Origin of the sequence: Chthoniobacter flavus Ellin428, assembly GCF_000173075.1 — a bacterium.
Lineage (GTDB): Bacteria > Verrucomicrobiota > Verrucomicrobiia > Chthoniobacterales > Chthoniobacteraceae > Chthoniobacter > Chthoniobacter flavus.
The window spans coordinates 45,668-68,726 of the sequence record NZ_ABVL01000005.1 but is presented as its reverse complement, the minus strand read 5'-3'; the positions used below and the strand labels follow the sequence as shown (position 1 = coordinate 68,726).

Annotated in this window: 22 protein-coding genes; 14 read left to right on the top strand and 8 right to left on the bottom strand. The window is 61.2% G+C overall.

What is annotated here, in order from left to right; all coding sequences use genetic code 11:
• The first annotated feature begins 246 nt into the window (after window positions 1-246).
• The 4 genes from CFE428DRAFT_RS10075 to CFE428DRAFT_RS10060 all read left to right on the top strand — a co-directional run bounded on the left by CFE428DRAFT_RS10075 (window position 247) and on the right by CFE428DRAFT_RS10060 (window position 4,096).
• On the top strand, window positions 247-2,454 hold the full coding sequence (locus tag CFE428DRAFT_RS10075) for a hypothetical protein (protein ID WP_006979418.1): 2,208 nt from the start codon (window positions 247-249) through the stop codon (window positions 2,452-2,454).
• 220 nt (window positions 2,455-2,674) lie between these two features.
• Window positions 2,675-3,382, top strand: coding sequence for a YwaF family protein (locus CFE428DRAFT_RS10070; protein WP_006979417.1), 708 nt, complete (start codon window positions 2,675-2,677; stop codon window positions 3,380-3,382).
• 47 nt (window positions 3,383-3,429) lie between these two features.
• Window positions 3,430-3,690 (top strand): hypothetical protein, encoded by a 261-nt coding sequence (locus CFE428DRAFT_RS38430; protein WP_193352240.1) that lies wholly within the window; start codon window positions 3,430-3,432, stop codon window positions 3,688-3,690.
• The gene (locus CFE428DRAFT_RS10060) at window positions 3,677-4,096 is read left to right on the top strand and encodes a type II toxin-antitoxin system VapC family toxin (RefSeq protein ID WP_006979415.1); all 420 of its coding nucleotides are present in this window, start codon (window positions 3,677-3,679) and stop codon (window positions 4,094-4,096) included. The genes CFE428DRAFT_RS38430 and CFE428DRAFT_RS10060 overlap by 14 nt, the downstream gene beginning before the upstream one ends.
• 88 nt (window positions 4,097-4,184) lie before the next feature.
• Here CFE428DRAFT_RS10060 and ahcY read toward each other — a convergent pair whose 3' ends face one another.
• Window positions 4,185-5,615, bottom strand: coding sequence for an adenosylhomocysteinase (gene ahcY / locus CFE428DRAFT_RS10055; protein ID WP_006979414.1), 1,431 nt, complete (start codon window positions 5,613-5,615; stop codon window positions 4,185-4,187).
• A gap of 51 nt (window positions 5,616-5,666) precedes the next feature.
• Window positions 5,667-6,839 carry a methionine adenosyltransferase gene (gene metK / locus CFE428DRAFT_RS10050; protein ID WP_006979413.1) on the bottom strand — a complete coding sequence of 391 codons (1,173 nt, stop codon included), beginning with the start codon at window positions 6,837-6,839 and terminating at the stop codon, window positions 5,667-5,669.
• A gap of 90 nt (window positions 6,840-6,929) precedes the next feature.
• On the opposite strand from metK, the gene CFE428DRAFT_RS10045 reads away from it, so the two are divergent.
• The 7 genes from CFE428DRAFT_RS10045 to CFE428DRAFT_RS10015 all read left to right on the top strand — a co-directional run bounded on the left by CFE428DRAFT_RS10045 (window position 6,930) and on the right by CFE428DRAFT_RS10015 (window position 13,683).
• A complete protein-coding gene (locus tag CFE428DRAFT_RS10045) occupies window positions 6,930-7,853 on the top strand; it encodes an ArsR/SmtB family transcription factor (RefSeq protein ID WP_006979412.1) in 924 nt (307 codons plus the stop codon).
• Between the two features lie 9 nt (window positions 7,854-7,862).
• Entirely contained in the window at window positions 7,863-8,618 is a 756-nt protein-coding gene (locus tag CFE428DRAFT_RS10040; protein WP_006979411.1) for a phosphodiester glycosidase family protein, read from the top strand.
• A gap of 1 nt (window position 8,619) precedes the next feature.
• Window positions 8,620-9,783: a HupE/UreJ family protein gene (locus CFE428DRAFT_RS33360; protein WP_006979410.1), complete on the top strand. Its 1,164-nt coding sequence runs from the start codon at window positions 8,620-8,622 to the stop codon at window positions 9,781-9,783.
• A 45-nt stretch (window positions 9,784-9,828) separates the two neighbouring features.
• Complete coding sequence (locus tag CFE428DRAFT_RS10030; protein ID WP_006979409.1) at window positions 9,829-10,722, top strand: EamA family transporter; 894 nt, start codon at window positions 9,829-9,831, stop codon at window positions 10,720-10,722.
• A 153-nt stretch (window positions 10,723-10,875) separates the two neighbouring features.
• Window positions 10,876-12,045, top strand: a complete 1,170-nt coding sequence (locus CFE428DRAFT_RS37165; RefSeq protein ID WP_006979408.1) for a hypothetical protein — start codon at window positions 10,876-10,878, stop codon at window positions 12,043-12,045.
• Window positions 12,046-12,112: 67 nt separating this feature from the next.
• Window positions 12,113-13,204 (top strand): L,D-transpeptidase family protein, encoded by a 1,092-nt coding sequence (locus CFE428DRAFT_RS10020; protein ID WP_006979407.1) that lies wholly within the window; start codon window positions 12,113-12,115, stop codon window positions 13,202-13,204.
• A 14-nt stretch (window positions 13,205-13,218) separates the two neighbouring features.
• On the top strand, window positions 13,219-13,683 hold the full coding sequence (locus CFE428DRAFT_RS10015) for a DUF2127 domain-containing protein (RefSeq protein ID WP_006979406.1): 465 nt from the start codon (window positions 13,219-13,221) through the stop codon (window positions 13,681-13,683).
• 79 nt (window positions 13,684-13,762) lie between these two features.
• Here CFE428DRAFT_RS10015 and CFE428DRAFT_RS10010 read toward each other — a convergent pair whose 3' ends face one another.
• Window positions 13,763-14,128, bottom strand: a complete 366-nt coding sequence (locus tag CFE428DRAFT_RS10010; protein ID WP_006979405.1) for a SpoIIAA family protein — start codon at window positions 14,126-14,128, stop codon at window positions 13,763-13,765.
• A gap of 364 nt (window positions 14,129-14,492) precedes the next feature.
• On the opposite strand from CFE428DRAFT_RS10010, the gene CFE428DRAFT_RS10005 reads away from it, so the two are divergent.
• From CFE428DRAFT_RS10005 to CFE428DRAFT_RS09995, 3 genes are all read left to right on the top strand, one after another.
• A complete protein-coding gene (locus CFE428DRAFT_RS10005) occupies window positions 14,493-14,828 on the top strand; it encodes a bactofilin family protein (protein WP_042724751.1) in 336 nt (111 codons plus the stop codon).
• A gap of 229 nt (window positions 14,829-15,057) precedes the next feature.
• Window positions 15,058-16,116 (top strand): tRNA dihydrouridine synthase, encoded by a 1,059-nt coding sequence (locus CFE428DRAFT_RS10000; protein WP_207910694.1) that lies wholly within the window; start codon window positions 15,058-15,060, stop codon window positions 16,114-16,116.
• A 96-nt stretch (window positions 16,117-16,212) separates the two neighbouring features.
• Window positions 16,213-16,881, top strand: a complete 669-nt coding sequence (locus tag CFE428DRAFT_RS09995) for a class I SAM-dependent methyltransferase (protein ID WP_006979402.1) — start codon at window positions 16,213-16,215, stop codon at window positions 16,879-16,881.
• Window positions 16,882-16,995: 114 nt separating this feature from the next.
• On the opposite strand, the gene CFE428DRAFT_RS09990 is transcribed toward CFE428DRAFT_RS09995, so the two are convergent.
• The 5 genes from CFE428DRAFT_RS09990 to CFE428DRAFT_RS09970 form a co-directional block, all read right to left on the bottom strand.
• On the bottom strand, window positions 16,996-18,366 hold the full coding sequence (locus CFE428DRAFT_RS09990; protein ID WP_006979401.1) for a DUF1501 domain-containing protein: 1,371 nt from the start codon (window positions 18,364-18,366) through the stop codon (window positions 16,996-16,998).
• Between the two features lie 144 nt (window positions 18,367-18,510).
• Entirely contained in the window at window positions 18,511-19,326 is an 816-nt protein-coding gene (locus CFE428DRAFT_RS09985; protein WP_006979400.1) for a hypothetical protein, read from the bottom strand.
• 132 nt (window positions 19,327-19,458) lie between these two features.
• Window positions 19,459-20,997 carry a serine/threonine-protein kinase gene (locus CFE428DRAFT_RS33355; RefSeq protein ID WP_049975603.1) on the bottom strand — a complete coding sequence of 513 codons (1,539 nt, stop codon included), beginning with the start codon at window positions 20,995-20,997 and terminating at the stop codon, window positions 19,459-19,461.
• A 62-nt stretch (window positions 20,998-21,059) separates the two neighbouring features.
• Entirely contained in the window at window positions 21,060-22,004 is a 945-nt protein-coding gene (locus tag CFE428DRAFT_RS09975; protein WP_042724750.1) for a PRC-barrel domain-containing protein, read from the bottom strand.
• Between the two features lie 409 nt (window positions 22,005-22,413).
• Entirely contained in the window at window positions 22,414-22,881 is a 468-nt protein-coding gene (locus CFE428DRAFT_RS09970; RefSeq protein ID WP_006979397.1) for a SpoIIAA family protein, read from the bottom strand.
• Window positions 22,882-23,059 lie beyond the last annotated feature (178 nt).

Here is a 23,059-nt window from a genome sequence, read left to right as displayed (position 1 = left end):
CCTGGCGGGCTGGAAAAAAGGGGTGGCGGAGCGGAAGACCTTTACCGGGCGCGCCTTGCTGAACGCTCGGGAAAACGTCGTCGGGGTAGAGGCAGGGTGCTCATTTCATACCTACGACGAGCGGCCGACGCCATTCTGGACATGATTTTCGACTATTTTTCACAAATCTCTTCCAGAAGGGGGCTTTGGTGATTTTCTGCTGGGAAATGGCGCGGGGCGGCGCACCTTTCCCGGGAGCACACCGGCATGACCTCTTCCCTCGCGGCCCAACCGAGCATCGTTCTCGACCCGATTCTGCCCATCGGCGCGGTCATTCTTCTGGGGGCGACCGTGGCGATTCTTACCATCGCCATCTATCTCCGCGTGGGTTCGCGGCTTTCGGCCGGGCAAAATGCGCACCTGCTGTTGTTCCGGCTGCTCGGTGTGGCGCTGGTCCTGGGGCTGTTGCTGCAGCCTTCTCACATGGAGGAGATTCCGCCGCCGGTGACGAATCGCGTGACCCTGGTCGCCGTGGACGATTCGCGCAGCATGGCGCAGAAGGATGTCGAGCAAGGCACCCGCGCGGAAGCCGCCCAAGCCATGCTGGCCGATGCGAATCTCGTCAAAGCCGATGGCACACCGGCCGATCGCGAGACGCGGCTATTTCAGTTCGGCGAAGATGCCACGCCGATCAAGAGCACGAAAGAGCTCAAGACGGCCGGCGTGACCACTCGCATGCATCACTCCATTTCGACGATCCTTTCGTCGCTGGAGAACAACGACACCGCTCGCGCGCTGCTCATCTTCAGCGACGGCCACGATTTCGAGCTCACGAATCCAGCGAAGACCGGCTTCCTTGCGCGACAACGCGGCGTCCCGATTTACGCGGTGCCGATTGGTCAGCAGGGCAAGGTGCGCGATGCGAGCGTGCGCATTACGAGCTACCAGCCGTATTGTTACGTGAAGCAGAAGGCGCGCATCAGTGGCGCGCTGCGACTCATCGGTTGCGAACTGGAAACGCTGGAAGTGGAATTGGCGCGCGGCGACCAGATGGTGCAGACTCAGCACATCCATACGGGCGATGAGTCGGAAATCCCGGTGAACTTCGACGTCACGGAACCGGCGGTGGGACAATACGAATACGAGATCCGCGTGACGCCGCTGCCGGGAGAAACCGAGACGGAGAACAATCGCGCGCTGACTTATCTCAATGTCATCGACCAGCAAATCCAGGTGCTCTTTCTCGAAGGTTCGCCTTACTGGGACACGACGTTCCTCCAGCGTTCGCTCATGCGGAACGACAAGATGAATGTGGATAGCATCGTCCAATATGCCGACGGGAAGGCGCGCGTGGTGCGCAAGAAACCGGCCGACACCGAATTGAAAATCCCCACTACCGCCGATGCCTGGCGGCACTACGACGTAGTGGTGCTCGGGCGTTCCGTGGAAAAGCTGCTCGATGTCGAGGCGCTTCGGCAACTCGAGGATTACGTGAAGAACCACGGCGGCACGGTCATTTTCAGCCGCGGACGCGCTTTCGGCAGTGACACGCCGAATGAACTCGAGCCAGTCATTTGGTCGACACAACCGACTGAGCATGTGCGGCTGCAAGTGGCGCACGAAGGGCAGGCGCTGGCCCCATTTCGCACCATCACCGGTCCCGGGAATTCGGACAATGTGCCGGACCTCATCGCCAGCTATGGCGCGACGGACAAGAAGCCTCTCGTCGCCACCCTGGCGACGGCACAAGCCACCGATGGCGGTGAGGCCATGCCCGGCATGGTGCATCGCCGCTTTGGTGAAGGCCAGGTTTTGAGCGTCGGTGTGGATGGGCTTTGGCGCTGGGCGTTCAACGCGAAGATCGATGGCGTCAATACGCTATTTGATCGGTTCTGGGATCAGATGATCCTCTGGCTCATGGCCGGGCGCGATTTCCTGCCCACCCAGCAGTTTGCGTTGCGGGCGAATTCCGCGAACATCCCACTGGGCGAGAAGATCTATTTCCGCGCCGTCGTCCGCGATGGGGCGTCGAAGAGCGGTGCCGGCGACATCCCACTCACCATCTCGCGCGAGAATGCGGAGGAAGGCCGCACCGCCCTGCACGCCGAAGCGAATGCCATCGACAAACTCACCGCGGAATTTCTCGCGCCAAAAACCGGCAAATATACGGCGACGGCGAAATTCCCCGATGGGACATCACAGACCGTGCGCTTCGTCGTCTTCGACGAAAACCTCGAGCAAACCGAAGTCGCCACCGACACCGGCTATCTCCGCAAACTTTGTGAAAGCAGCGGCGGCCGCCTGCTCCTCCCCAGCGAACTCAGCAAACTCCTCGAGGAGCTGCGAAACGACAAAGTAGAGAGCGCCCCGATTCGAAAGTTAACCAGCATCTGGGATCGCGTGTGGGTGTTTTGGGTCATCGGTCTGCTCTTCGGGGTCGACTGGTATCTGCGCCGGCGCTGGGGCCTGGCGTAGGGGAAAGTGGATGGTTGATGGTTGATAGTTGATAGCCGCTCTGCCACCTGCGGAGATTTTCAGCGAAACAAAGCTTAATAGATCTCCAACCCGGTCCGAGACACGGCAAACCAACCGCAGCTTTCAACTATCAACTCTCAACTATCCACTCTTCTCCCCCGCCAGAAGTGGCTTGTCAGGCTCGACGCAACCGGTCAGAGAACCCTCGTTCACCTCCACGATGTCTCCCTTCCAGATTGCTTCGTTCATCTTCATCGCCGTCGGGCCATTGCTGGTCTGGATGTTCGACCGCAAGCCGCACACGGCACATCTGACGCGCATCTGCGAGCGCACGCTGGCGGTGCTGCTCGTGCTCGCGCTCCTCGGTGAACTCGGCGCGAAGATCTCCGACGGCACTTTCGACTTCGCCGATGCCCTGCCCATGCAGCTCTGCGATTGGGCACTCTTCACGATCAGCGCTGCGCTGTGGTGGCGCTGGCGGCCGGGGTTTGATGTCGCGTATTTTTGGGGTCTCGCCGGCACGGCACAGGCGCTCTTCACGCCGGCCATTGCGAGCGACCTTTTCTGGGGCCGACTCCTGATCTTTTTCTTCATTCACGCGGGGATCGTGGCCGGCGTGTTGCACCTGCTGCTCACCGCGCGTTTCCGTCCCGAGTGGCCACGCTCCATCATCCGCCTGGCGATCGCCTCATGCTGTTATGTGATCATCGCCCTGACCGCCAATGCCCTTACCGGCGGGAACTACGGCTTTCTCAGCCACAAACCGCCAACCCACTCGATGCTCGATCTCTTTTCCAACACGCATTGGCTTTATGTGCTGGAGATCAATCTGACCGGCTGGGTCTTTTTCGCGGTGCTGTATTTGCCGTGGGCCATTGCGGATATTTGCCGTAGCCGGAGGATTGCCCAAGAACCGTTGCCAAGGTGAATATGCTCCCGTATTGCCTATGTTCGAATCGGTATTACACTTTCGGCATGAAGACGATTACGGTCAAGCTCCCCGATTTTTTGAATGCCTCACTGGATGCTGTGGCGGCGAACAGCAAGAAGACAAAATCGGAAATCGTCCGTGATCTTTTGCAGAAGGCATTGCCGGGGAAAGAGGTTGTATCCGGTCGAAAGAAGAAGAGACCGTCCCTGCATGATCGGTTGCGCAAATACCAGGATGCTGGGCCGACGGGAGTAAAGGACCTGGCCTCGAACCCCGCGCATCTCGCCAGCTATGGCCGCGACTGACGGCGTCATTCTCGATACCGGCCCGCTAGTAGCGTATCTGGCGGGTGACGAGCAGTATCACTCTTGGGCCACCAAACAATTTGATCGCCTCGAAGGACCGATTTTTACCTGCGATGCCGTGATCAGCGAAGCGTGGTTTCTGCTGCGGCATTTGCCGCGTCACCTCCGCCAGTTGCGTGCGATGCTCGCTGATGGAGCCTTCGATCTTTCTTTCCATCTCGAAGACGAAGGCCGGGCTATTGCCCATTTGATGGACCGTTACGATGACATTCCGATGTCATTGGCGGACGCTTGTCTCGTCCGGCTTTCCGAACTCCGTCCGCGGGTGCCGTTAATGACTCTGGATTCGGGCTTCAAAGTTTATCGGCGTCACGGCCGACAGTTGATTCCGGTGATCACTCCCTGACGGACCGTTATCCATCGGTCCCCCAAAGAGCAGAAAGGCGCACGGTTTCCCGTGCGCCTTTCGCGAATGATCTTACTGGACCGTCCGCTTAGTAGCGGTAGTGGTTCGGCTTGTAAGGGCCCTCCACCGGGACGTCGAGGTAAGCGGCCTGCTTGGCGGTGAGCGTGGTGAGCTTCACGCCGATCTTGGCGAGGTGCAGGCGGGCGACTTCTTCGTCGAGCTTCTTCGGCAGGACGTAGACGGCCGGCTTGTAGCTGTCCTTGTTCTTCCAGAGGTCGAGCTGGGCGAGCGTCTGGTTGGAAAAGCTGTTGCTCATGACGAACGACGGATGGCCAGTGGCGCACCCGAGGTTCACGAGACGGCCTTCAGCGAGGAGGAAGACTTCCCGGCCGTCCGGGAAGACGTATTTGTCGACCTGCGGCTTGATGTTCACCTTCTTCACGCCGGGCAGGTTGTTGAGCTTGTCGACCTGAATCTCGTTATCGAAGTGGCCGATGTTCGCCACGACCGCCTGGTCCTTCATCTTGCTGATTTGCTCGGCGGTGATGACGTCCACGTTGCCGGTGGTGGTGATGTAAATATCACCGCGGCCGAGGGTGTCTTCGAGGGTGGTGATTTCGTAACCTTCCATCGCGGCCTGGAGCGCGTTGATGGGATCGATCTCGGTGACGATAACCCGCGCGCCCTGGCCGCGCAGCGATTGCGCGCAACCCTTGCCCACGTCGCCGTAACCGCACACAACCGCGACCTTGCCAGAGATCATGACGTCAAGCGCGCGGTTGAGGCCGTCGACGAGCGAATGGCGGCAGCCGTAGAGATTGTCGAACTTCGACTTGGTGACGGAGTCGTTCACGTTAAACGCCGGGACAAGCAGCTTGCCGAGTTCCTGAAGCTTGTAGAGGCGATGCACGCCGGTGGTGGTCTCCTCGGAGACGCCGCGCCAGTCCTTCACGATCTCGTGGAAGATGTAGGGATTCTCGGCGTGGATCTTCTTGAGCAGATCCTTGATGACCTTCTCCTCGTGGGAACCACTTTCGCTGTCCACCCACTTGTCGCCTTCTTCGAGCTCGTAGCCCTTGTGGAGGAAGAGCGTCACGTCGCCGCCGTCATCGACGACGAGCTGCGGGCCCTTGCCTTCGCCGTTGAGGATCGCCTTCCAGGTGCAGTCCCAATACTCCTCGAGCGTCTCGCCCTTCCAGGCGAAGACCGGCACGCCAGCCTCGGCGATGGCCGCCGCGGCGTGATCCTGCGTGGAAAAGATATTGCAGCTCGCCCAGCGCACCGTGGCGCCGAGGGCGACGAGGGTCTCGATGAGCACCGCCGTCTGGATGGTCATGTGCAACGAACCGGTCACGCGCACGCCGGCCAGCGGCTTCTGCGGCGCGTACGTTTCGCGGATCGAGATGAGGCCGGGCATTTCCTTCTCGGCGATCTCGATTTCCTTGCGGCCCCAATCGGCCAGCTTGATGTCGGCGACTTTATAGTCGGTATTTTTCGGGGAGAGAGTGGTAGTGCTCATTCTTAAAATCAGTCGATGGTTTGAGTGTTAGGAGTGGAGACTCGGCGGTGATTACTTCACCGCCGCCTTCAGGGCCTCGACCTTGTCCGTCCGTTCCCAGGTGATCTCCGGGTCGTCCTTGCCAAAGTGGCCGTAGTTCGTGGTCTTGCCGTAGATCGGGCGCAGCAGGTTGAGTTGCTCGACGATACGGCCCGGCTTGAACGAGAAGACTTCACGGACACCTTTCTCGATCTTTTCCTCGTCGACCTTCGCGGTGCCGAAGGTATCGATGTGAATGCTGACCGGATCGGGATGGCCGATGGCGTAGGCGAACTGCACTTCGCAGCTCGTGGCCAGGCCGGCGGCGACGACGTTCTTCGCCACCCAGCGGCCCATGTAGGCCGCGCTGCGGTCGACCTTCGACGGGTCCTTGCCGGAGAAGGCGCCACCACCATGGCGTCCCATGCCGCCGTAGGTATCGACGATGATCTTGCGGCCGGTGAGGCCGGTGTCGCCCTGCGGTCCACCGACGACGAAACGGCCGGTGGGGTTGATGAGAAACTCCGTCTTGTCAGTAATCAATTCCGCCGGCAGTTCCTTGCGAATGACTTCGCTGATGAGGAAGTCGCGGATTTCCTTGTGCTTCACGTCCGCCGCGTGCTGCGTGGAAATGACCACGTTCGAAATGCCGACGACATCGTTGCCGTCGTAAATAACCGAAACCTGCGACTTCGCGTCCGGGCGCAGCCAGCCGACCTGGCCGCTCTTGCGGATGCGGGTCAACGCACGGCCGAGACGATGGGCGAACATGATCGGCGCCGGCATCAGTTCCGGCGTCTCGTTGCAGGCGTAACCGAACATCAGGCCCTGGTCGCCAGCGCCCTGTTCGGCGTGGCCCTTGCCTTCGGCTTCCGCGGCGTCCACGCCCTGGGCGATGTCGGGCGACTGCGCGGTGATGATGTTCTGCACGAAAATGCGATCCGCGTGAAAGACGTCGTCGTCATTCACATAGCCAATCTCGCGCACGGCATCGCGCACGATCTGCACGTAATCGAGCTTCGCCTTGGTGGTGATTTCACCGCCGACGATGACGATATTGCTCTTGGCGTAGGTCTCGCAAGCGACACGGCTGTGCTTGTCCACGCGCAGGCAGGCGTCGAGCACGGCATCGGAAATGGTGTCACAGACTTTGTCGGGGTGGCCTTCACCGACGGACTCGGAGGAAAAAATAAAACGACGGGACATTCGCGAAATATGGTTTGGTGGATTCGAAACGAAAGGTCAAACAACGTATTGACCAATCATGATGCGGTGATATGTTTAGCCCGCATCCGCATGGTGTCAATCGTTAAATCCCTGCGCCTTCTTGCTGACGAAACACGTCTGCGCCTGCTGCTTTTGCTGCGCAAGGAGGAGCTCTCGGTGGTCGAAATTCAGGAGGTGCTCGGGATGGGCCAATCACGCATTTCCAGCCACCTCGCGCAATTGCGGCAGGCCGGCTTGGTGCGCGATCGGCGCGCAGGCAAGAATATCTACTACGCGCTGGTCGACAGCGGCGCGCACGCGGAGTTGCACTCGATTATCGAAGCTGCCGCCAGGGAACTGCCCGAGGCCGCGCGCGACCAGGTCGCGCTGAAAGTGGCGCTGAAGAAACGCGACGACAAGGCGCGCGAGTATTTCAACCAACTCGCGGGAAAATTTGGCCGCGCCTATTGCCCGGGGCGCACTTGGGACGGCGTCGCACACATGCTCTTCACGCTCGTGCCGTCGATGGTCATCGCCGATCTCGGCGCGGGGGAAGGCACGCTTTCGCAGTTGCTCGCCAAGCGGGCGAAGAAAGTGATCGCCGTCGACAACTCGGAGAAGATGGTCGAGTTCGGCTCGGGATTGGCGAAGAAGCACGGGTTTAAGAATCTCGAATATCGCCTCGGCGAAATGGAAGAGCCGCCGATTCCGGCGAACAGCGTGGATCTCGCGCTACTCAGTCAGGCGCTGCATCACGCGCCCAATCCGCAGCGGGCCATCACGGCTGCGCATCACATTTTGAAAAAAGGCGGACGCATCGCGGTGCTGGATTTGCTCGCACATCAGTTTGAAGAAGCGCGCGAGCTCTACGCGGATCGCTGGCTCGGCTTCAGCGAAGCGGATTTGCAACAGTTCCTGGAGGAGGCCGGGTTTCACGAGATCGAGGTCCAGATCGTCTCACGCGAAGCGCAGCCGCCGCATTTTCAGACGGTGCTCGCGACCGGGGTGAAGTAAAAGCGACGCATGTATCGCTTCTTCGTTTGTCTGCTCGTCCTCGCATTGACCACGCAGTTGGCCTCCGCCGCGTGGGTGCTGAAGGAGAGCGCGGATCGCCCCGCGCCGACGGAACTCGAGTTCACGGAACGCCACGTGCAAGGCGACGCTGGTGATGTGACGCTCTGGGTCGTGACATTTAATCCGAAAGCCTGTGCCTTTGCCGTGATGGACAATCCAACCGGCGCTTTCGATCTCGGCACGGCTTCGGAGAAGCGCGGCGCGCTGGCGGGAGTCAACGGCGGTTACTTTCATCCAGATCGGACCCCGCTCGGACTCGTCGTGCGGCAAGGGGTGGAGATTCATCCACTCGAACGCGCGAAGTTGCTCAGCGGCGTGCTGAGTGTGATGCCCACGACGATCACCCTTCAGCGGACCGGCGCTTTCAAAGGCTCATCGGCGGTGCGCGAGGCGCTGCAGGCCGGCCCATTCCTCATAGAGAAGGAAAAGCCGATCCCCGGTCTCGAAGCCACCAAGGAAGCCGCGCGGACGGTGGTGTTTCAAAATGCCAAAGGACGTTGCGGATTCCTGATCTGCAAGAGCACCACCCTTGCCGGCATGGCGGATCTGCTCGCCACATCGTCCATCTTTCCGGAGGGCAAAATCATTCGCGCGATGAATCTCGATGGCGGCACCAGCACGGCACTGTGGGTGCGCGGCACGCCACCGTTCTATGCGCGGGAATGGAAGAGCGTGCGCAACTATCTGGCGATCGTCCCTCGATAAGATGCGTCAGCTGCTCTTCGCTCTTTTTGCGCTGCTGCTGGGAGCATGCGCCGCGAGCGCCCATCCGCTTCTCCAGAACGCGATGTGGGTGCAATTCGAGCCGACGCAGGTCCACCTGGCGGTGAATGTTTCCGTGCGCGAGATCACCGTAGCCCAAGGCCTCACTGCGAAAGGGGACCACTTCGATGACGCCGCCGTCGCCGCGGCGGCGGAGAAAGATCGCGATTACATTCTGCAACATCTGCATGTCACGGCAAACGGCCAGACGCTGACCGGAAAGATTCTGCAGGTCACCCCGCCCCCGGAAGTTTCCGAACCGGAGAAGACCTACTACCAATACGAATTGGAATACCCCTTCCCGGGGCCGCCGTCCCCAAAGATCACCATTACCGAAGACATGCTGCGCGAGTGGTCGTATGCCGTCGGCACGCCGTGGGATGTCAATTACCTCGTCCGCCTGAAGCGCTCGGACTCCACGGAAATCACCACCGCGCTGCTGCTCCGTCGCCAGCCCACGGATTTTTTCACCGGCTGGGGAACCGCGTCGCCGCAAGCTACACCAACGCCGGAGGCCGGGAAATGGCGCACCTTCCGCGACTACTTCTGGCAGGGCGTGATGCACATTCTCACCGGCTGGGATCACCTGCTCTTCGTTGCGGCGTTAGTCATCGCCACGCTGAATTTTTGGGAAATGGTCAAGGTCATCGCGGCCTTCACCGTGGCTCACACGATCACCCTCACGCTCTCGGTGTTCAATATCCTCCGCCTTCCGCCGTGGATCGTGGAGCCCGTCATTGCGCTCAGCATCATCTTTGTCGCCTTGGAAAATGTGGTCCGGCCACGCCACGCACATTCGCGGATGCGCCTCGCCGTGGCGTTCGGCTTCGGTCTCGTCCATGGGTTGGGCTTCGCCGGAGGCTTGCTCGACGCCATGGCCGGCCTGCCCCACATCGGCATCTGGGTCGCCCTCGTCGCTTTCAGCCTCGGCGTGGAGACCGGACATCAGGTCGTGGTGCTGCCCCTGTTCGGCGTCCTCGCGGCTGGGCGCCAGCAATTGCACGAGCGCTTTACCCGTCCCGCCATGCGCTTCGGTTCCCTGCTCATTTCGTTCTGCGGCGTGTATTATCTCTGCATCGCCTTGCACGAGCAGTTCTTTGCACGGTGATTCCGCCTTGCACCGGAAGGGCTTCTTCCGCAGCGTCCGCGCGGAATGTCCATCGCCTCCCCCATGCTCGTACCGCTCGGTTCAGCGCTGGGATATGCTTTTGCCGCGATCATGCTCAAGCGCGGCACCGAGGGCGCTGGACCATGGCGGGTGAATTTCACCACCAACTGGGTGCAGGCCACGCTCTTTTCCCTGCTCTGGTTCGTGCCGACCGCGCACGCGGTGAGCGCCACCAACCTGACCCATGCGATCATCTCCGGCGCCATCTTCTTCGGCGGACAAATTTTCACCTTTCTCGCCCTGAGCCGTGGCGATGTCTCGGTGGCTACCCCAGTGCTCGGCTCGAAAGTCGTCTTCGTGGCCCTTTTCAGTGCCGCACTCGGCACCGAACACATCGGCGCGTCGACGTGGCTCGCGGTTTTTCTTACTGCGTGCGCGACACTGCTGCTCGGTCTCGGCCATCCGCATGCGGATAAGGAAGCGATCTTCCGCAGCCTCGTCTACGGCTTCAGCGCCGCGGCATTTTACGCGGTCACCGACATTACCCAGCAGCATTGGGTTCGTGATTGGGGCTTCTCACATTACATCGCCACGTTCTTCCTCACCGTGGGCGTATGCTCGTTCACGCTGTTGCCCGTCTTGCGCGGCGACCGGCGCGCCGTCCCGGCGGAAAGCTGGCGCTGGATGGCCGCCGGCGGCGGCATGCTCGCCGTGCAGGCCTGTGGCGTCGCGTGGTCGATCATCACCATCGGCGCGACTTCGACCAACGTGCTCTACAACTCCCGCGGCCTCTGGAGCGTGGTGCTCGTCTGGACCATTGGCAGTTGGTTTGGCAATGCCGAGCGTGGACACGGCCGCGCGGTCATGCTGCGCCGCCTCGGCGGCTCGCTGCTGCTGTTGGCCGCGATCTTCCTCATTACTCAGAGCCCCCATCGCTGAGGATACTCCAAGGGAGAAATTCGGAATGCGGAGTGCGGAATGCGGAATACGGCGCACCCATTCCGCATTCCGCATTCCAAATTCCGCATTTGAGACGGCCTCGACCTACACTTGCGTGACGGAGCATTTCATTCTAACCCTTCTCCACCTCCCATGGTCCGCCGATTCCTCCTCCCCGCCAGCCTCGCCCTGCTCCAAGTGAGCGCGACGGCGGCCCCTGCCGTCTTCGCGCCGGGCGAACTCGTGCGCGTTTCCCGCGGCGAAATGCTCCAGTTCGAAGGCAAGAATTTCGTCGGCGCCGCCAAGGGGCAGGAATTCCCCGTCATCCATGAGGATCTCGCCCGCGGCCTGGTCTTCGTGCCTTTCTATAAGAAGGACGGCGCACCCGTTGCCGTGACCATCCCGGCCGATGCGGTCGAAGAAGCACCGCACGATGGCTGGCTCGATCTCCTGGGCAGCATCGAAGCATTTCGCGATCAGCGCTACGACATCATGCGCCCGCTCCTCTCCCGCGCGGCGCAGGATGAAAAATACAAGGCGCTCGTCCTGGCCCTCGCTCCGCGGCTGCAAGGCGCCATCGCCTCGCGCAATGCCGCCGCGCTCGGAGTCCTGCGCGAAACGGCGGCACAATTGGAGAAGCTCGGCTACCTTTCCCTCGCACTCGCCGTCGACCAGGGGACCGATCGACTCGGCGGTACCACCGCGCCGGCCACGAAGCTGGATCGCGCAGCGCTGGAGCCAAAGGTCGCGACGAGCACCCGCGCCGTCGCGCGCACCCGCCAGGCTATCGCCATGCGGTGCCTCATGAATGCCACCGAGGAAATCGACCTCGGTCTCCAGGCCGAACCCAATCGCCCGGACCTCAAGGCCTTCCAGACCAAAGTGCAAAAAGACGTCGAAGAGGCCGGACAAAAATACGAAGACGCGGAACGGATGCGCCGTTTCCCGAAAGGCACGCCACACGCCCTCACCGCCCTGGAGATGGGCCTGAAGCTTTGCGCCGATTATCCCAAGCTTTTGTCATTGAAAAAGGACATGGGAGAAGCCTTCGAGTCGCAGACCGCGCCGCCGGTGGACGCGGCCTTCATGGCGGTCGTGAAGGGCGGCGATGCGAAGGAGTTGGCCGAGGGCCACAGCCTTTACACGAATCGCTGCACCGAATGCCACGATCTCGACCTGCTCGACTCGCGCTCGATGTCCAGTTGGGAGCGCATGGTCGGCAATATGTCCGGCCGGGCACGGATCGATAGCGCGCAGCAGGCCCGCATCGTGGCCTACATCGCCGCCGCGCAGAAGGTCGTGGAATCCAAGCCGCAGGAATAAAGGGCGCGTCGACGGCAATCGCGCCGCGACACGGCTATCAGCCCGTGCGCCTGCGATTTTCATAGGTATGAAAGCCTATTTGCGCGCTGTTTTCACGATGGCGTTGGGTGTGGCGATAAGCGTCCACGCCGCGACACCCAAGCCAAACCACCAGCAACTCGAGCAGAACACGCGGCTGCAAATTTTCCTCGATAACGCGAACTTCGGCCCGGGCAAAATCGACGGCCAGCAGGGCGAGTTCACAAAGAAGGCGCTGACACTCTACCGTCAGGCCAAGGGACTGCCAGAGTCATCAACGCCGGCGAATCCCAAAGCGCCGTTGGACACGACCGGGCTCGACCTCTCCGGCGTCGACCCAGTTTTCACGACCTACACCGTTACCGCGGACGACCTGGCCAATGTCGGCGAACTGCCCAGCGGCCCAGTCGCCGAGGCGAAAGTGAAGCGCCTGCCCTACGCCACCGTGGCCGAAGGCGTGGCGGAGAAATTCCATTGCGCGCTGCAGTTCTTCAAGGAACTGAATCCCAGGAAGACGGATAAGCTGAAAGCGGGCGATCAAGTCACCGTGCCAAATGTGAAGCCGTTCGAACTCAGCGCGGTGAAAGGCATCCAACCCGGCGCGGAGGAAAAGGCGGTGATCGCCAACGAACTCGGCGAGGACAATGCCACGCCGAGCAACGAGAAGGCCGAAAAGTCAGGCGCCGAAGCCAAGCTTTCGCTGCACGTGGGTGTAAAGGACGAGATGCTCGAAGTGCTCGTCGACGACAAAGTAGCCGCGGCCTTTCCCGTCACCGTGGGTTCGCAACAAACCGCTTCGCCCATCGGCCACTGGACGGTCAAGGCGGTCGCCAAAATGCCGACCTTCCGCTACGACCCACTCATGCTGAAGAAGGGCGAACGCAGTTCGCACGCCAACCTTCTGCCGCCCGGACCGAACAATCCCGTCGGCGTGCTCTGGATCGCGTTGAACAAAAAAGGCATCGGCATTCACGGGACGAACGATCCCGACTCGATCGGGCGCAACGCGAGCCACGGCTGCATTCGACTGGCGAATTGGGACGTGGTGAAACTCGCCGGGATGGTGAAGCCGGGGGTGCCCGTCACCGTCGACGATAACAGCCCGCTCGGAGCGATTGGCGGCGCGGCGAAAAAGCCGTAGGGATTGGAAAATTCATGAGTCCCACAGCGCGTCGCGGTGAAGCCAGTCTCCTCTGGATCGGCACGTACAAGCTCCTGCAAGGAATCATGCTCGTCGTCCTGGCGACGGGACTCTTGAAGGCCGTGAATCACGACCTCGAGGCGACGATGAGCCACTGGATTCGAGAGCTGCACTTCGATCCCGGCAATCGTTACATCACGTCACTCCTGCACCGGGCCGGGCTCATCGACGACCGCACATTGAAACGACTCAGCAGTCTCACCTTCACCTACGGAGCCGTTTTCATGGTCGAGGGCACCGGCTTGTTGTTCAAGCAGCGCTGGGCCGAATACCTGACGACGATCATCACGTTCTCACTCGTGCCCCTGGAGATCTACGAACTCGCGAAACATTTCACCGCGCTGAAGGTCGTCATTCTCCTCGTGAACATCGCGATTGGGATCTATTTGATCGTAATGATCCGGCGCAAGCCGGCGTGAGGCAGCGGCCGATGGCAAGCAGAGTGGCGGCATCCTGCCGCTTTGCGTTTCACGATCAGCGGCAGGGATGCCGCTGCCACTACGCGTCCACCCATTGGTAAGCCGCATCGAGGGCATCGAGCGCGAAATAGTGCACCCGCGCCGTGGTAAAGGAACCGCACAGGCTGGCCATCCGCTTGTGCCATCGCTCGTCGCCGACGATGGCGATGCGATCGACATGATTGAAATGCTTCGCCTCCCACTTGATTTCCTCCCACGTCGCTCCCAAGTCCCAACCGTCGAAATCGTGCAGGATCACCAGGATCCGGATCTTCCCGTATTTCTGAATCAGGCGCTCCGTCTCGGGCACGATGTGGTCGAAATCGGATCGGCTCAGCTTGCCATGCAGGTTCACATCCAGCACTCGGCCGTGAACAAATTCATCAACATGTGCCGTGGTTTTCATGACTCTAAAGAAGTTCGCATCCCGGGCCGGGCAGCGGGTGCCTTTTGGGGTTCGAAGGAATGCCTCTTTGCGCAAGGAGACAGGATTCACGCCACCGTAAAGACCACTCTTTCAAGGATGGTTGGCACACGTGTTTCCGCCCCCAATCCGACCAAAAAGATGACTCGGGTCATCATCTTGTCGCGACGCCCTAGGAAGTTCAGGGCGAACACAACCGTAGTTCCGCGCAGCCTCTAAAGAGGCGCGAGCGAGTTCCGCAAATCGGCTGCAATTTCGTCAAAAAATTCCAACTCGGCCCAATGGCGCAACACCAGTACAATTGAGGCCCTTTTCATGAAACCCACCTAGCCTCCGCTCCAGCACCATTCTCAGCGATGTCGAAATCACCGGCACGCTCACCTTCACCGGCGAACTCAGCTTCGACGGCCAGTTGCACGGCGGTGACATCATCGGCGAGGTCCTGATCATTGGCCCGAAAGCCAAGATCAATGGCAACATTCAGGCCGCTTCGCTCGTTTTGCACGGCACGGTGCAGGGTGATGTGTTGGTCACCGGCCGCTGCGAACTCAAGGGTTCGGCTTCGCTCGTCGGCAGCCTCACGACCAATCGCCTCGCGATGGACGAAGGCGCGACCTTGATCGGTAAAGCGGAGATTACGCCGGACGCGAAGCATCGCGCCGCACAGCAGAAGCCCCGCTAAACGCGGCGCGCTCCAGCACGGTAGCGGCAGACCGCAATCGGATCCTGCCCGCATCGATCAAAGACAGCGAAGAAGCCCGCGGATCACTCAGATAACGCGAATGAAGAAGGTTTCATTCGTGTCATTTGTGTGATTCGCGGGCTCTTCTTTCCCTCGCAGGGATACCGAAAGGAGATGGCAACGAAAATAAGAGTCGCCCGTTTCTGGTATCTGCCGAAAGGTGGAGGGTTTGAACCCGCATACTGCACTTCACACTCTGCTCCAGAGCGGCGACCCACTGCTCCTTCTCGCGCCCATGCAGGACGTCACGGATCTGCCCTTCTGGCAGCTCCTAACGCGCTACGGCGGGGCGGATTTGTGCGTGACGGAATATTTCCGCGTCCATCCGGACTCGCGGCTCGATCCCGACATCCTCGCTTCCATCACGAAGAATCCCACCGGGCGTCCCGTGGTCGCGCAGATGATGGGCAACGACATCCCCAGTCTCGTGCGCGCGGCAAAGGAACTGGAGCAGCATCCCGTCGCCGCCATCGACCTGAATCTCGGCTGCCCGGTGCCGGTGGTTTATCGCAAGTGCGCCGGTGGCGGCCTCTTACGCGACCCGGAGCGCGTCGATTCCATTCTCGGCGCCCTGCGCGAGGCGGTCACCATTCCCTTCACGGTGAAGACGCGCATCGGCTTCGATGATCCGTCCGTTTTCGAGCAGATGTTGCCGATCTATGCGCGTCATTCGCTCGACCTGCTGACCGTGCACGGGCGCACGGTGAAGGAGATGTATCGCAGCGAAGTGCACTACGAATACATCGCCCGCGCCGTCGCCGCCATGCCCTGTCCGGTGGTGGCGAATGGCAACGTCTCGTCGGTGCACAGCGCGGAGGAGGTGCTCAATTTGACCGGGGCGCGCGGCCTCATGATCGGCCGCGCGGCGATCCGCAATCCCTGGATTTTCCAGCAGATCCGCCAGCATCGCCGCAGCGAACCAATTTACCAGCCGACCGGCCGCGAAGTGCTCGAATACATTCAGGCGCTCTACGAGGCCGTTTGCGACCCACAGGTGCGCGAAACCTCGCAGGTGCAGAAGATGAAGAAGTATCTCACCTACATCAGCGACGGCGTGGAGCCGACGGGGCAATTTCAGCACTCCATCCGCCGCGTGATAACCAAGGCGGATTTCTTCCGCATCTGCGGCGAATACCTCGATCACGATTCCCCCATCCCGCACGTGCCGTTGCGCATGGCCACGGCGGTGGGCGTCGCTGCCGGCAGCGCCAATTCAGACGAGGGCTGAGCCCATCGTCAATCAACCGCAGGAAGCAATCGACGCTCGCGGAGCAGCATGCTTTTCTGCTGCGCACCAAGTGCGTTGGAATTGTCGACTTTCCACATGACCCCCGAAATCGCCGAAACGATCCCTTCCTGGAATTACCATGCGTATTGGGACGAACTGCGCCGCATGGAAGTCGAGCTGCCGCAACATAGCAAAGAGTTCCAGCCGCTCATGCAATTTGTGGAGAAGCTGCAACTGCGCAATCTCGTGGAGGTCGGCACGCGCGAAGGCGGATCGTTGTTCATGCTTTCACGCATCCTGCCGCCGGGCTCCACGATCATCTCCGTGGATCTGCCGGGCATGGCGTGGGGGCGCAAGGACAGCGGCGCGCGCAAGCAGCGCATCGCGGAGCGCCTGCGCGCGGATGGTTTCACGGTACATCTCGTGGAGCGTGACTCTTCGCTACCCGAGACCGCAACGGAGGTCGCCCGGTTGCTCGACGGGGCGCCGATCGAGGCGCTCTTCCTCGACGGAGACCATGCTTTCGACGGCGTGCTCGCTGACTTCCGGAACTATCAGCCGCTCATGAAGGAGCAGGCGCCGATCATTTTTCACGACATCGCCAAGGCGGCCAAGTTGCCCAAGGTGGAAGTGCATTACCTGTGGCGCTTGTTGAAGACCTTCATGCCTTGGCGCGAATTCGTGGCTGCCCCGGAGAATGGCCAGGGTATCGGCATCGTCCTGAACACGGACCTTCCTCAGGGCTTCGATTTGAAAGCGCGCTGAGACTGGAGGGAAGCGCGCCGTAGCCGTTAGCAGAGAGAGTGACAGCGGCATCCTGCCGTTGCGCATTGTTCGATCAGCAACAGGATGCCGCTGCCACTATTCCTGCCAACCGTCTCAAAACAGCTCGTTGATCGGCGCGCCTTCCGTCAGCGCAATGGGGCGGCCATCGCTCGACTGATAACTAATGCTGTGGACGTCGTAGCCGAGCGCCGCGTACATCGTGGCGTGGATCTCGGCCGGAGTCGTCGGGCGATCCTTCGGATACGCGCCGATGCTATCGGAAGCGCCGACTACCTGGCCGCCACGAATGCCGCCACCGGCGAGCAACACGGTGTAACAGCCCGGCCAATGGTCGCGCCCGGCATCGACATTGATCTTCGGCGTGCGGCCAAATTCGCCCATCCACACCAACAGCGTCGTGTCCAGCAAACCGCGCTCGTCGAGATCGTCGAGCAGCGCGGCGAAGGCCTGTTCCATGGGCGGCACGAGCTTGCCCTTGAGCGTGTTGAAATTGTCCTTGTGCGTATCCCAGCGGATGCTCGGGCCATTCACCGTCGTAACGAAGCGCGTCCCCGCCTCCACCAACCGGCGCGCCAGCAGATGCGACTGTCCCCAGCTATGCCGCCCGTAACGTTCGCGAACCGAATCCGGCTCCTTGGAAAGATCGAAGGCCTCCGCGGCTTTGCCCGATTGCAAAATCGAAGCCGCCTGCTGCGTGAAAATATCAAGCTCAGCCATCTGTGGTGAAACGAGCGGCGCGGAGTGTTCTCCGAGCTCGTGCAACAAGCCAAGGCGATCTTCCAACCGGTCCGCGCTCAAACTCGAATCGAGCGCCAGGTTCCGCACCTTGAAGTCTTTGGCGTTGGGATCCGCGTTGAGCACGAAAGGATCGAAGCGCGCGCCGAGACAGCCGCCAAATTGGCCCGGGGTGATGTAAGCCGAGCTGTCGCAATGCGGGAAAGGCGTGATGACATAGGGCGGCACCCCGCGGCTAAAGCCATCGCGTTGCGCCAGCCAGCCCACGAGCGTGCCGACGCCGGGAAGGTCCGTGCGGCTGGGGTTGATGAGCGTACTGTCGATCCGGTAAGGCCGGCCGGCCGTGGCCCAATACATGCCGCTATTGTGGCTCGTGTGCTCGTGATGCACGGAGCGCACCAGCGCGACCTTTCTCATGCGCTTCGCCATGTTCGGCAGGAGCTCGGAAATGTGAATGCCGGGCACGTCTGTTTTGATCGGCGAGAAAATGCCGCGCACCTCCGCTGTGGCGTCGGGTTTCGGGTCCCACAAGTCGATGTGGCTCGGCGCGCCGCCATTGAAGATGAGAATGACTGACTTCGCCTTGCCAGGCCCGATGCGCGTCACCGGCGGAGCCAGGGCACTCAGCGCCGCCAGCGGATTCCAACCCAACCCGGCCAGGCCCATACCCCCAGCCTTGAGCATCTGCCGCCGGGTCAGAGGCAAGCCGGATAAATCGGAGGGCTTCATGGAAAGAGGTGGGTTTTCTCTGGGGGGGCAACGCGTGGAGACGCGTGTTTATATCTCTTTCAACCCCACTCGCGCCGATTTCTCAGGCGCTTTTGTGCAATCCAACCCACCCCGCCTCCACTTCGATGAAAGCGACCCTAGGAATTAGTCGCCCGCGCGATCCTTGGGATGGAAGAGACGATGGAAAAATCCGTTCTCGTCATCATGTTCACGCGGGGGCGGTTGAGGAGCGGGCATTGTCGTGATCGTCTTCGTGACCGTCACCGTTTTTTGCGGCCCCGTCGCCACTTCCGCGGGAGCCGGCTGCGCACCCGCATATGTCCTTGAAGATCGCGTTTCCGTCCTGACCGGGGCGGGGCCGCCGTTGTCGTAAAACGGATCGGGCGCGATGTTCCTCGAAGTCCTCTCGCGAATCACCCTTCTCGGCTGCGGGTCGACGGTCTCCTGGTTGTTAGGGGCGGTCGGTGTCACCTGTTCGGTAGTGGCCGTTGTGACCTTCGGGTTCACGTCCTTTCTCGACCTCTTTTCCACCGGCCGGGTTTCCGCCGTCTCCTCCGCAGGGTCAACCCTTTCGGTTGTCGACGCCGTCGCTCTCCCATTCACATTCCTCCTCGATTTCTTTTCCGGCCGGATTTCGGTCTGCGGCCTTTCCTGGGCAACGGATGTGGTGGCCGGACGATCCGCCGTCTTTAGCGGCGCGGAATCGTTCGTCCGCCGCGCGGGCACGGTCTTCTCCGCTACAGGGGCCGGCTTGGACGGCGTTTCATTTTTGGTCGGAGGGGCGGCTGGCGCGTCCGCGCCTTGCACCGGACTCTGTCCCACTGGATCCGTGTGTTCCAGTTGCTGCAAAAACTGCTTGTCGGCCTGCACCGTGGAACCGGCCGGGGCGGAAGCGTTCTGCGCACCGGCAGTCACGCACACGGCGGTTAAGGAAAGGATGGAGAGCGTGAGTATTTTCATAATCCAAATTCGCGTTGCACATTCCCCGCATAGGGAAATCGCTGCTCGCCCCGGCGTCGGTTGGAAAGCCGCCCCACTAAACCGGTCGATCTTCGACTTTCGTCGACCGCGCCCGAAATCGTATTAGGCCGGCTAAAAGATCTGCCGCACCAGCCCCGCAACACCACTCCGCACCCGGTCGAGGGATTGCCACGGCGAAAAAGAAGAAGAGCGGCGCTGCTGTCTGGTGCCACGGCGCCGGTCGCTCACGCGCGATTCCTGGTCGGGCACCTTGATGGCCGGGACCGGAGTGTTAGCTTGCGATTCCGATTCCAGACCGGCCACCGTCAGCGCGACACTTTCCGGGCTTTGCAGATCCGCCGCCGCCGCAGAATCCGGTTCCGGCTGCGCTATCGGAGACGTCTCGGATTGATGATCAAAATTCGCGAGGTCGACGGCCACAGGAGACAAGTCCGGAACCGATTCAAAATCCACTGGCGGGGCACCCTGCTCACTCGACGGTTTTGACAAAGCGCCCGCTGCCGCGTGGCCGGGTTTCGCTACGTTTTGCGCAACCGTGGCCGGCACCGACGGCACCGCAGCAGCTTCCGCCCGCCCTATAATTTGCGGCGCTTTTTCATCCAGATGCGCCCGCGGCGACAGCGCCAGCCAAAGCAGCACGACCCCCAGCAATCCCGCCAGCGCGAACGAACGCAGATTGTACCACTCAAAAGGCACTAACGTCCCACTCTTCGCCGCTGTCGCCCGGGGGCCGCGACGGCTAAGCTGCTCCCGGCAAGCCTCGATCTGGTCGTGCAGGGCGACCGGCGTCTGCGGACGATTCATCGGCGATTTGGCGAGCATGGTGCGCAAGAGGCGCACGACACCCTTTGGAAGATGTTTGACCCGATTCCAAGGCGGTTCGCTGGTCAGCAATTGCGCGATGATCCGCGCCGGTGTGCCGACGAACGGCGCCTCGCCGACCACGAAGTACCACAGCGTGCTTCCCAGCGAATAGATATCCGAACGCACATCCAGCTCCAGGTTCTCCGTCTGCTCCGGACTCGCGAATTGCGGCGTGCCCGTAAATCCACACGTCGTCGCCGTCGGCGAGGCCTCCGCTGCAAAGGAGCGTGCCAGGCCGAAGTCGATCAACTTCGCAATCACGCGGTTCCCATTCGCCGGATCCGGCAGGATCATGATGTTCCCCGGCTTGATGTCCCGGTGCACCACCTTGAGCCGGTCCGCGGCAGTCAGAGCGCGCGCGATTTGCATGACGATATCCAGCGCCAGCTCGACCGACATTGGTCCACGCCGGCGCACCCACGCATCCGCGGAGATCCCATCCACATACTCCATCGCGTAGTAAAATTCCCCCTCCTGCGAATCGAGGTGATGGATGGCCGCCACATTCGGATGCCGGATCTGCGCCGCCAGTCGCGCCTCCCGCAAAAACCGGTGCTCACTGCGTTCCCCATCGAAACAACTCGGGCTGATGATCTTCAAGGCGACCGGACAACGCAAATTCATGTCCATCGCCTTGAAGGTCATGCCCATGCCACCCCGGCCCAGCAGCCACGGCGAGCCATCCGGATGCTGCGCGATCACATAATGCCCGTAGGCACGGACCTCGGAGCGCGAGCGGATCGGCGGCGCCGACACCGTCGGCGCCTCCAAAGAGGCGGTTTGCACCTCTTTGGAGGGCCGGGCAGATGGATCGTTCGCAATCACGGATGGATCGTTCGCAGTTACGTTCAGAGTTGCGGACGTTGCTCTTCCCGGCGCTTCTCTTCACCGGACGCAGGCGTCTTCTCTGGCGGGCGCTTGGAGGACGGCGTCGCGTTTTCCTCCGCCGGTTTGCGTCCTTTGGTGGTTTCCTCATTCGCATTGCGGTCCGCGGCCCCCTTGCGTTCGCCCTTCGGGCTCGTCGTATTATTCGGCTCGTTCTCCTGCGCCCGGGCGTTCTCCGCGTTGCGTTCGGTCTGTTGTTGCTTGGAGCGATCGTTCGCGTCCCGCGTCGGTTTCGTGGCCGCATTCGGTTCGGGAGTCGCAGCATTGTTTTCCGGACGAGCCGCGTTGCCCTTCTTCGCCTTCGCCGCCGGCGTCTCCGCATTCGTCGCATTCGGACGCTCCCGATTCGACGGCGTTGTCGCATTGGCGCGGTTGCGTTCCTGATTCGCTTCCGCCGCCGCATTAGGCCGATTCTCATTCGTCCGGCCGCTCGCTCGTTCCTGCTGCTGTCGGCGAACCTCCGCGTCGGCGTTATTCGCCGCCCCGCTCTCCGCCCGCGGATTGTTCTTGTTGTTCGGCGTCTCGGCATTCGGGCCCTTCTCGTTCGCCCGGCCACTCGTTGCCGCTCCGCGTTCGGTTGCGTTGCGCTCGGTTGCGTTGCGCTCGGTGGTTCCTTCCACGCGCGCATGGAAATGAGTGCGGTCACGTTCGATGATGCCCGGATCGATGACCGCGGCGCTAATCTGCGTGCGCTCGATCACCGGCGCGCTCACCAACCGCTCGCGGGTGATCTCGGTCAGCGTGATATCGTGGCCGCCACTAAACCGCAGCGACTCGTAAGGAATCGACACGAACCGTTCGCCGACGACGCCACCCGTGATGACCGTCGAAACGACCTCCCGGCTCGATGGATCCACGACGATGTATTCCACGTGTCCCGCCTCCGCACCATCGGAAGTGCGAATCACGCGCTGATCCTGGCAAACGCGGAAAACCGAAAGCTCTGCGGCGCTGGCGGATGCCCCTGCGAGGGCTACAAAAATGCATGCAATAATAGGTGTCTTCATTGTTGAAAATGATTGGTTTCTTTTAAGTCCCAATCGAAGAGACGAGAACGCATGGCTGTGAAGCGGCCCCACGGAAACGCCCGGAAAAAATGCCGCTCTCTAGAGACCGATGACAATGTCGGGTCACACCCCGAGACGGTCGCTGATTAATCCCTCGAGCGTCAAATCCCGTGGGTGGGACGGGAAGTAAGCTTCACGAGCCCCGCTTCACCTCGCCCGCCTCGAGAGGCGAAGGCCCGCGCTTGTCCGCAGCGGCGGACTGATCGCCGTTCCCGCTTCCTTGCGGAGCGGAGGAGACCTTGTGCCGCCGCTACGGCGTTTGAGCCGGGATGTTTGCGTCCTTGTCGACGGTGAGGGCCTCATACAGCCACTCGCGAGCTTCATCGAGCTCATCCATGGGGAAGTATCCCACCTCCGCCTCGGTGAAGGGCCGATAGAAATTGGTCAGCCAGCGCTGCCAATGCAACGTGCGGCGATAGCTCATGTCAAAGGCGCCGGAAACATCGCGAACCTCAATCGATTTGTCACCCACCACCGCCAGGCGTTCGAGATGGCGAAAGTGTTTCGAATTCCACTTGATGGCCTCCCAAAAAGCGCCCGCATCCCAACCGTGGAACTCGTGCATGATCACCAGCACACGGATCTTGCCATAACGGCCGATGATCCGGTCGATGTGCGGCGTCAGCCGGTCGTAATCTTCGCGGGTGAGTGTGCCATGCAGTTCGAACTCCAGCACATTCCCCACAATCTTTTCATCAACATGAGCGGTAATTTTCATATCGCCTCCTTTGGATGAATCGCGTCGCCGAACCCGGGCGCGCCTGTGCTCCGGGATAACCCGTGGGCCGGTGATGCCAGTCTCGTTCTCATCGTCTTTTTAGACGTGAGTGCCCGGCATGAGATTCAAGGCGGCCGCTGTAGCGAAATTCGCGAATGTTGCGCGGCTGGAGCCGGGT

Bases quoted from the DNA above. Each gene is read 5' to 3' on its own strand.
- CFE428DRAFT_RS10075 (WP_006979418.1), top strand. From the start codon at position 247: ATGACCTCTTCCCTCGCGGCCCAACCGAGCATCGTTCTCGACCCGATT.
- CFE428DRAFT_RS10070 (WP_006979417.1), top strand. From the start codon at position 2,675: ATGTCTCCCTTCCAGATTGCTTCGTTCATCTTCATCGCCGTCGGGCCA.
- CFE428DRAFT_RS38430 (WP_193352240.1), top strand. From the start codon at position 3,430: ATGAAGACGATTACGGTCAAGCTCCCCGATTTTTTGAATGCCTCACTG.
- CFE428DRAFT_RS10060 (WP_006979415.1), top strand. From the start codon at position 3,677: ATGGCCGCGACTGACGGCGTCATTCTCGATACCGGCCCGCTAGTAGCG.
- ahcY (WP_006979414.1), bottom strand. From the start codon at position 5,615: ATGAGCACTACCACTCTCTCCCCGAAAAATACCGACTATAAAGTCGCC.
- metK (WP_006979413.1), bottom strand. From the start codon at position 6,839: ATGTCCCGTCGTTTTATTTTTTCCTCCGAGTCCGTCGGTGAAGGCCAC.
- CFE428DRAFT_RS10045 (WP_006979412.1), top strand. From the start codon at position 6,930: ATGGTGTCAATCGTTAAATCCCTGCGCCTTCTTGCTGACGAAACACGT.
- CFE428DRAFT_RS10040 (WP_006979411.1), top strand. From the start codon at position 7,863: ATGTATCGCTTCTTCGTTTGTCTGCTCGTCCTCGCATTGACCACGCAG.
- CFE428DRAFT_RS33360 (WP_006979410.1), top strand. From the start codon at position 8,620: ATGCGTCAGCTGCTCTTCGCTCTTTTTGCGCTGCTGCTGGGAGCATGC.
- CFE428DRAFT_RS10030 (WP_006979409.1), top strand. From the start codon at position 9,829: ATGTCCATCGCCTCCCCCATGCTCGTACCGCTCGGTTCAGCGCTGGGA.
- CFE428DRAFT_RS37165 (WP_006979408.1), top strand. From the start codon at position 10,876: ATGGTCCGCCGATTCCTCCTCCCCGCCAGCCTCGCCCTGCTCCAAGTG.
- CFE428DRAFT_RS10020 (WP_006979407.1), top strand. From the start codon at position 12,113: ATGAAAGCCTATTTGCGCGCTGTTTTCACGATGGCGTTGGGTGTGGCG.
- CFE428DRAFT_RS10015 (WP_006979406.1), top strand. From the start codon at position 13,219: ATGAGTCCCACAGCGCGTCGCGGTGAAGCCAGTCTCCTCTGGATCGGC.
- CFE428DRAFT_RS10010 (WP_006979405.1), bottom strand. From the start codon at position 14,128: ATGAAAACCACGGCACATGTTGATGAATTTGTTCACGGCCGAGTGCTG.
- CFE428DRAFT_RS09995 (WP_006979402.1), top strand. From the start codon at position 16,213: ATGACCCCCGAAATCGCCGAAACGATCCCTTCCTGGAATTACCATGCG.
- CFE428DRAFT_RS09990 (WP_006979401.1), bottom strand. From the start codon at position 18,366: ATGAAGCCCTCCGATTTATCCGGCTTGCCTCTGACCCGGCGGCAGATG.
- CFE428DRAFT_RS09985 (WP_006979400.1), bottom strand. From the start codon at position 19,326: ATGAAAATACTCACGCTCTCCATCCTTTCCTTAACCGCCGTGTGCGTG.
- CFE428DRAFT_RS09970 (WP_006979397.1), bottom strand. From the start codon at position 22,881: ATGAAAATTACCGCTCATGTTGATGAAAAGATTGTGGGGAATGTGCTG.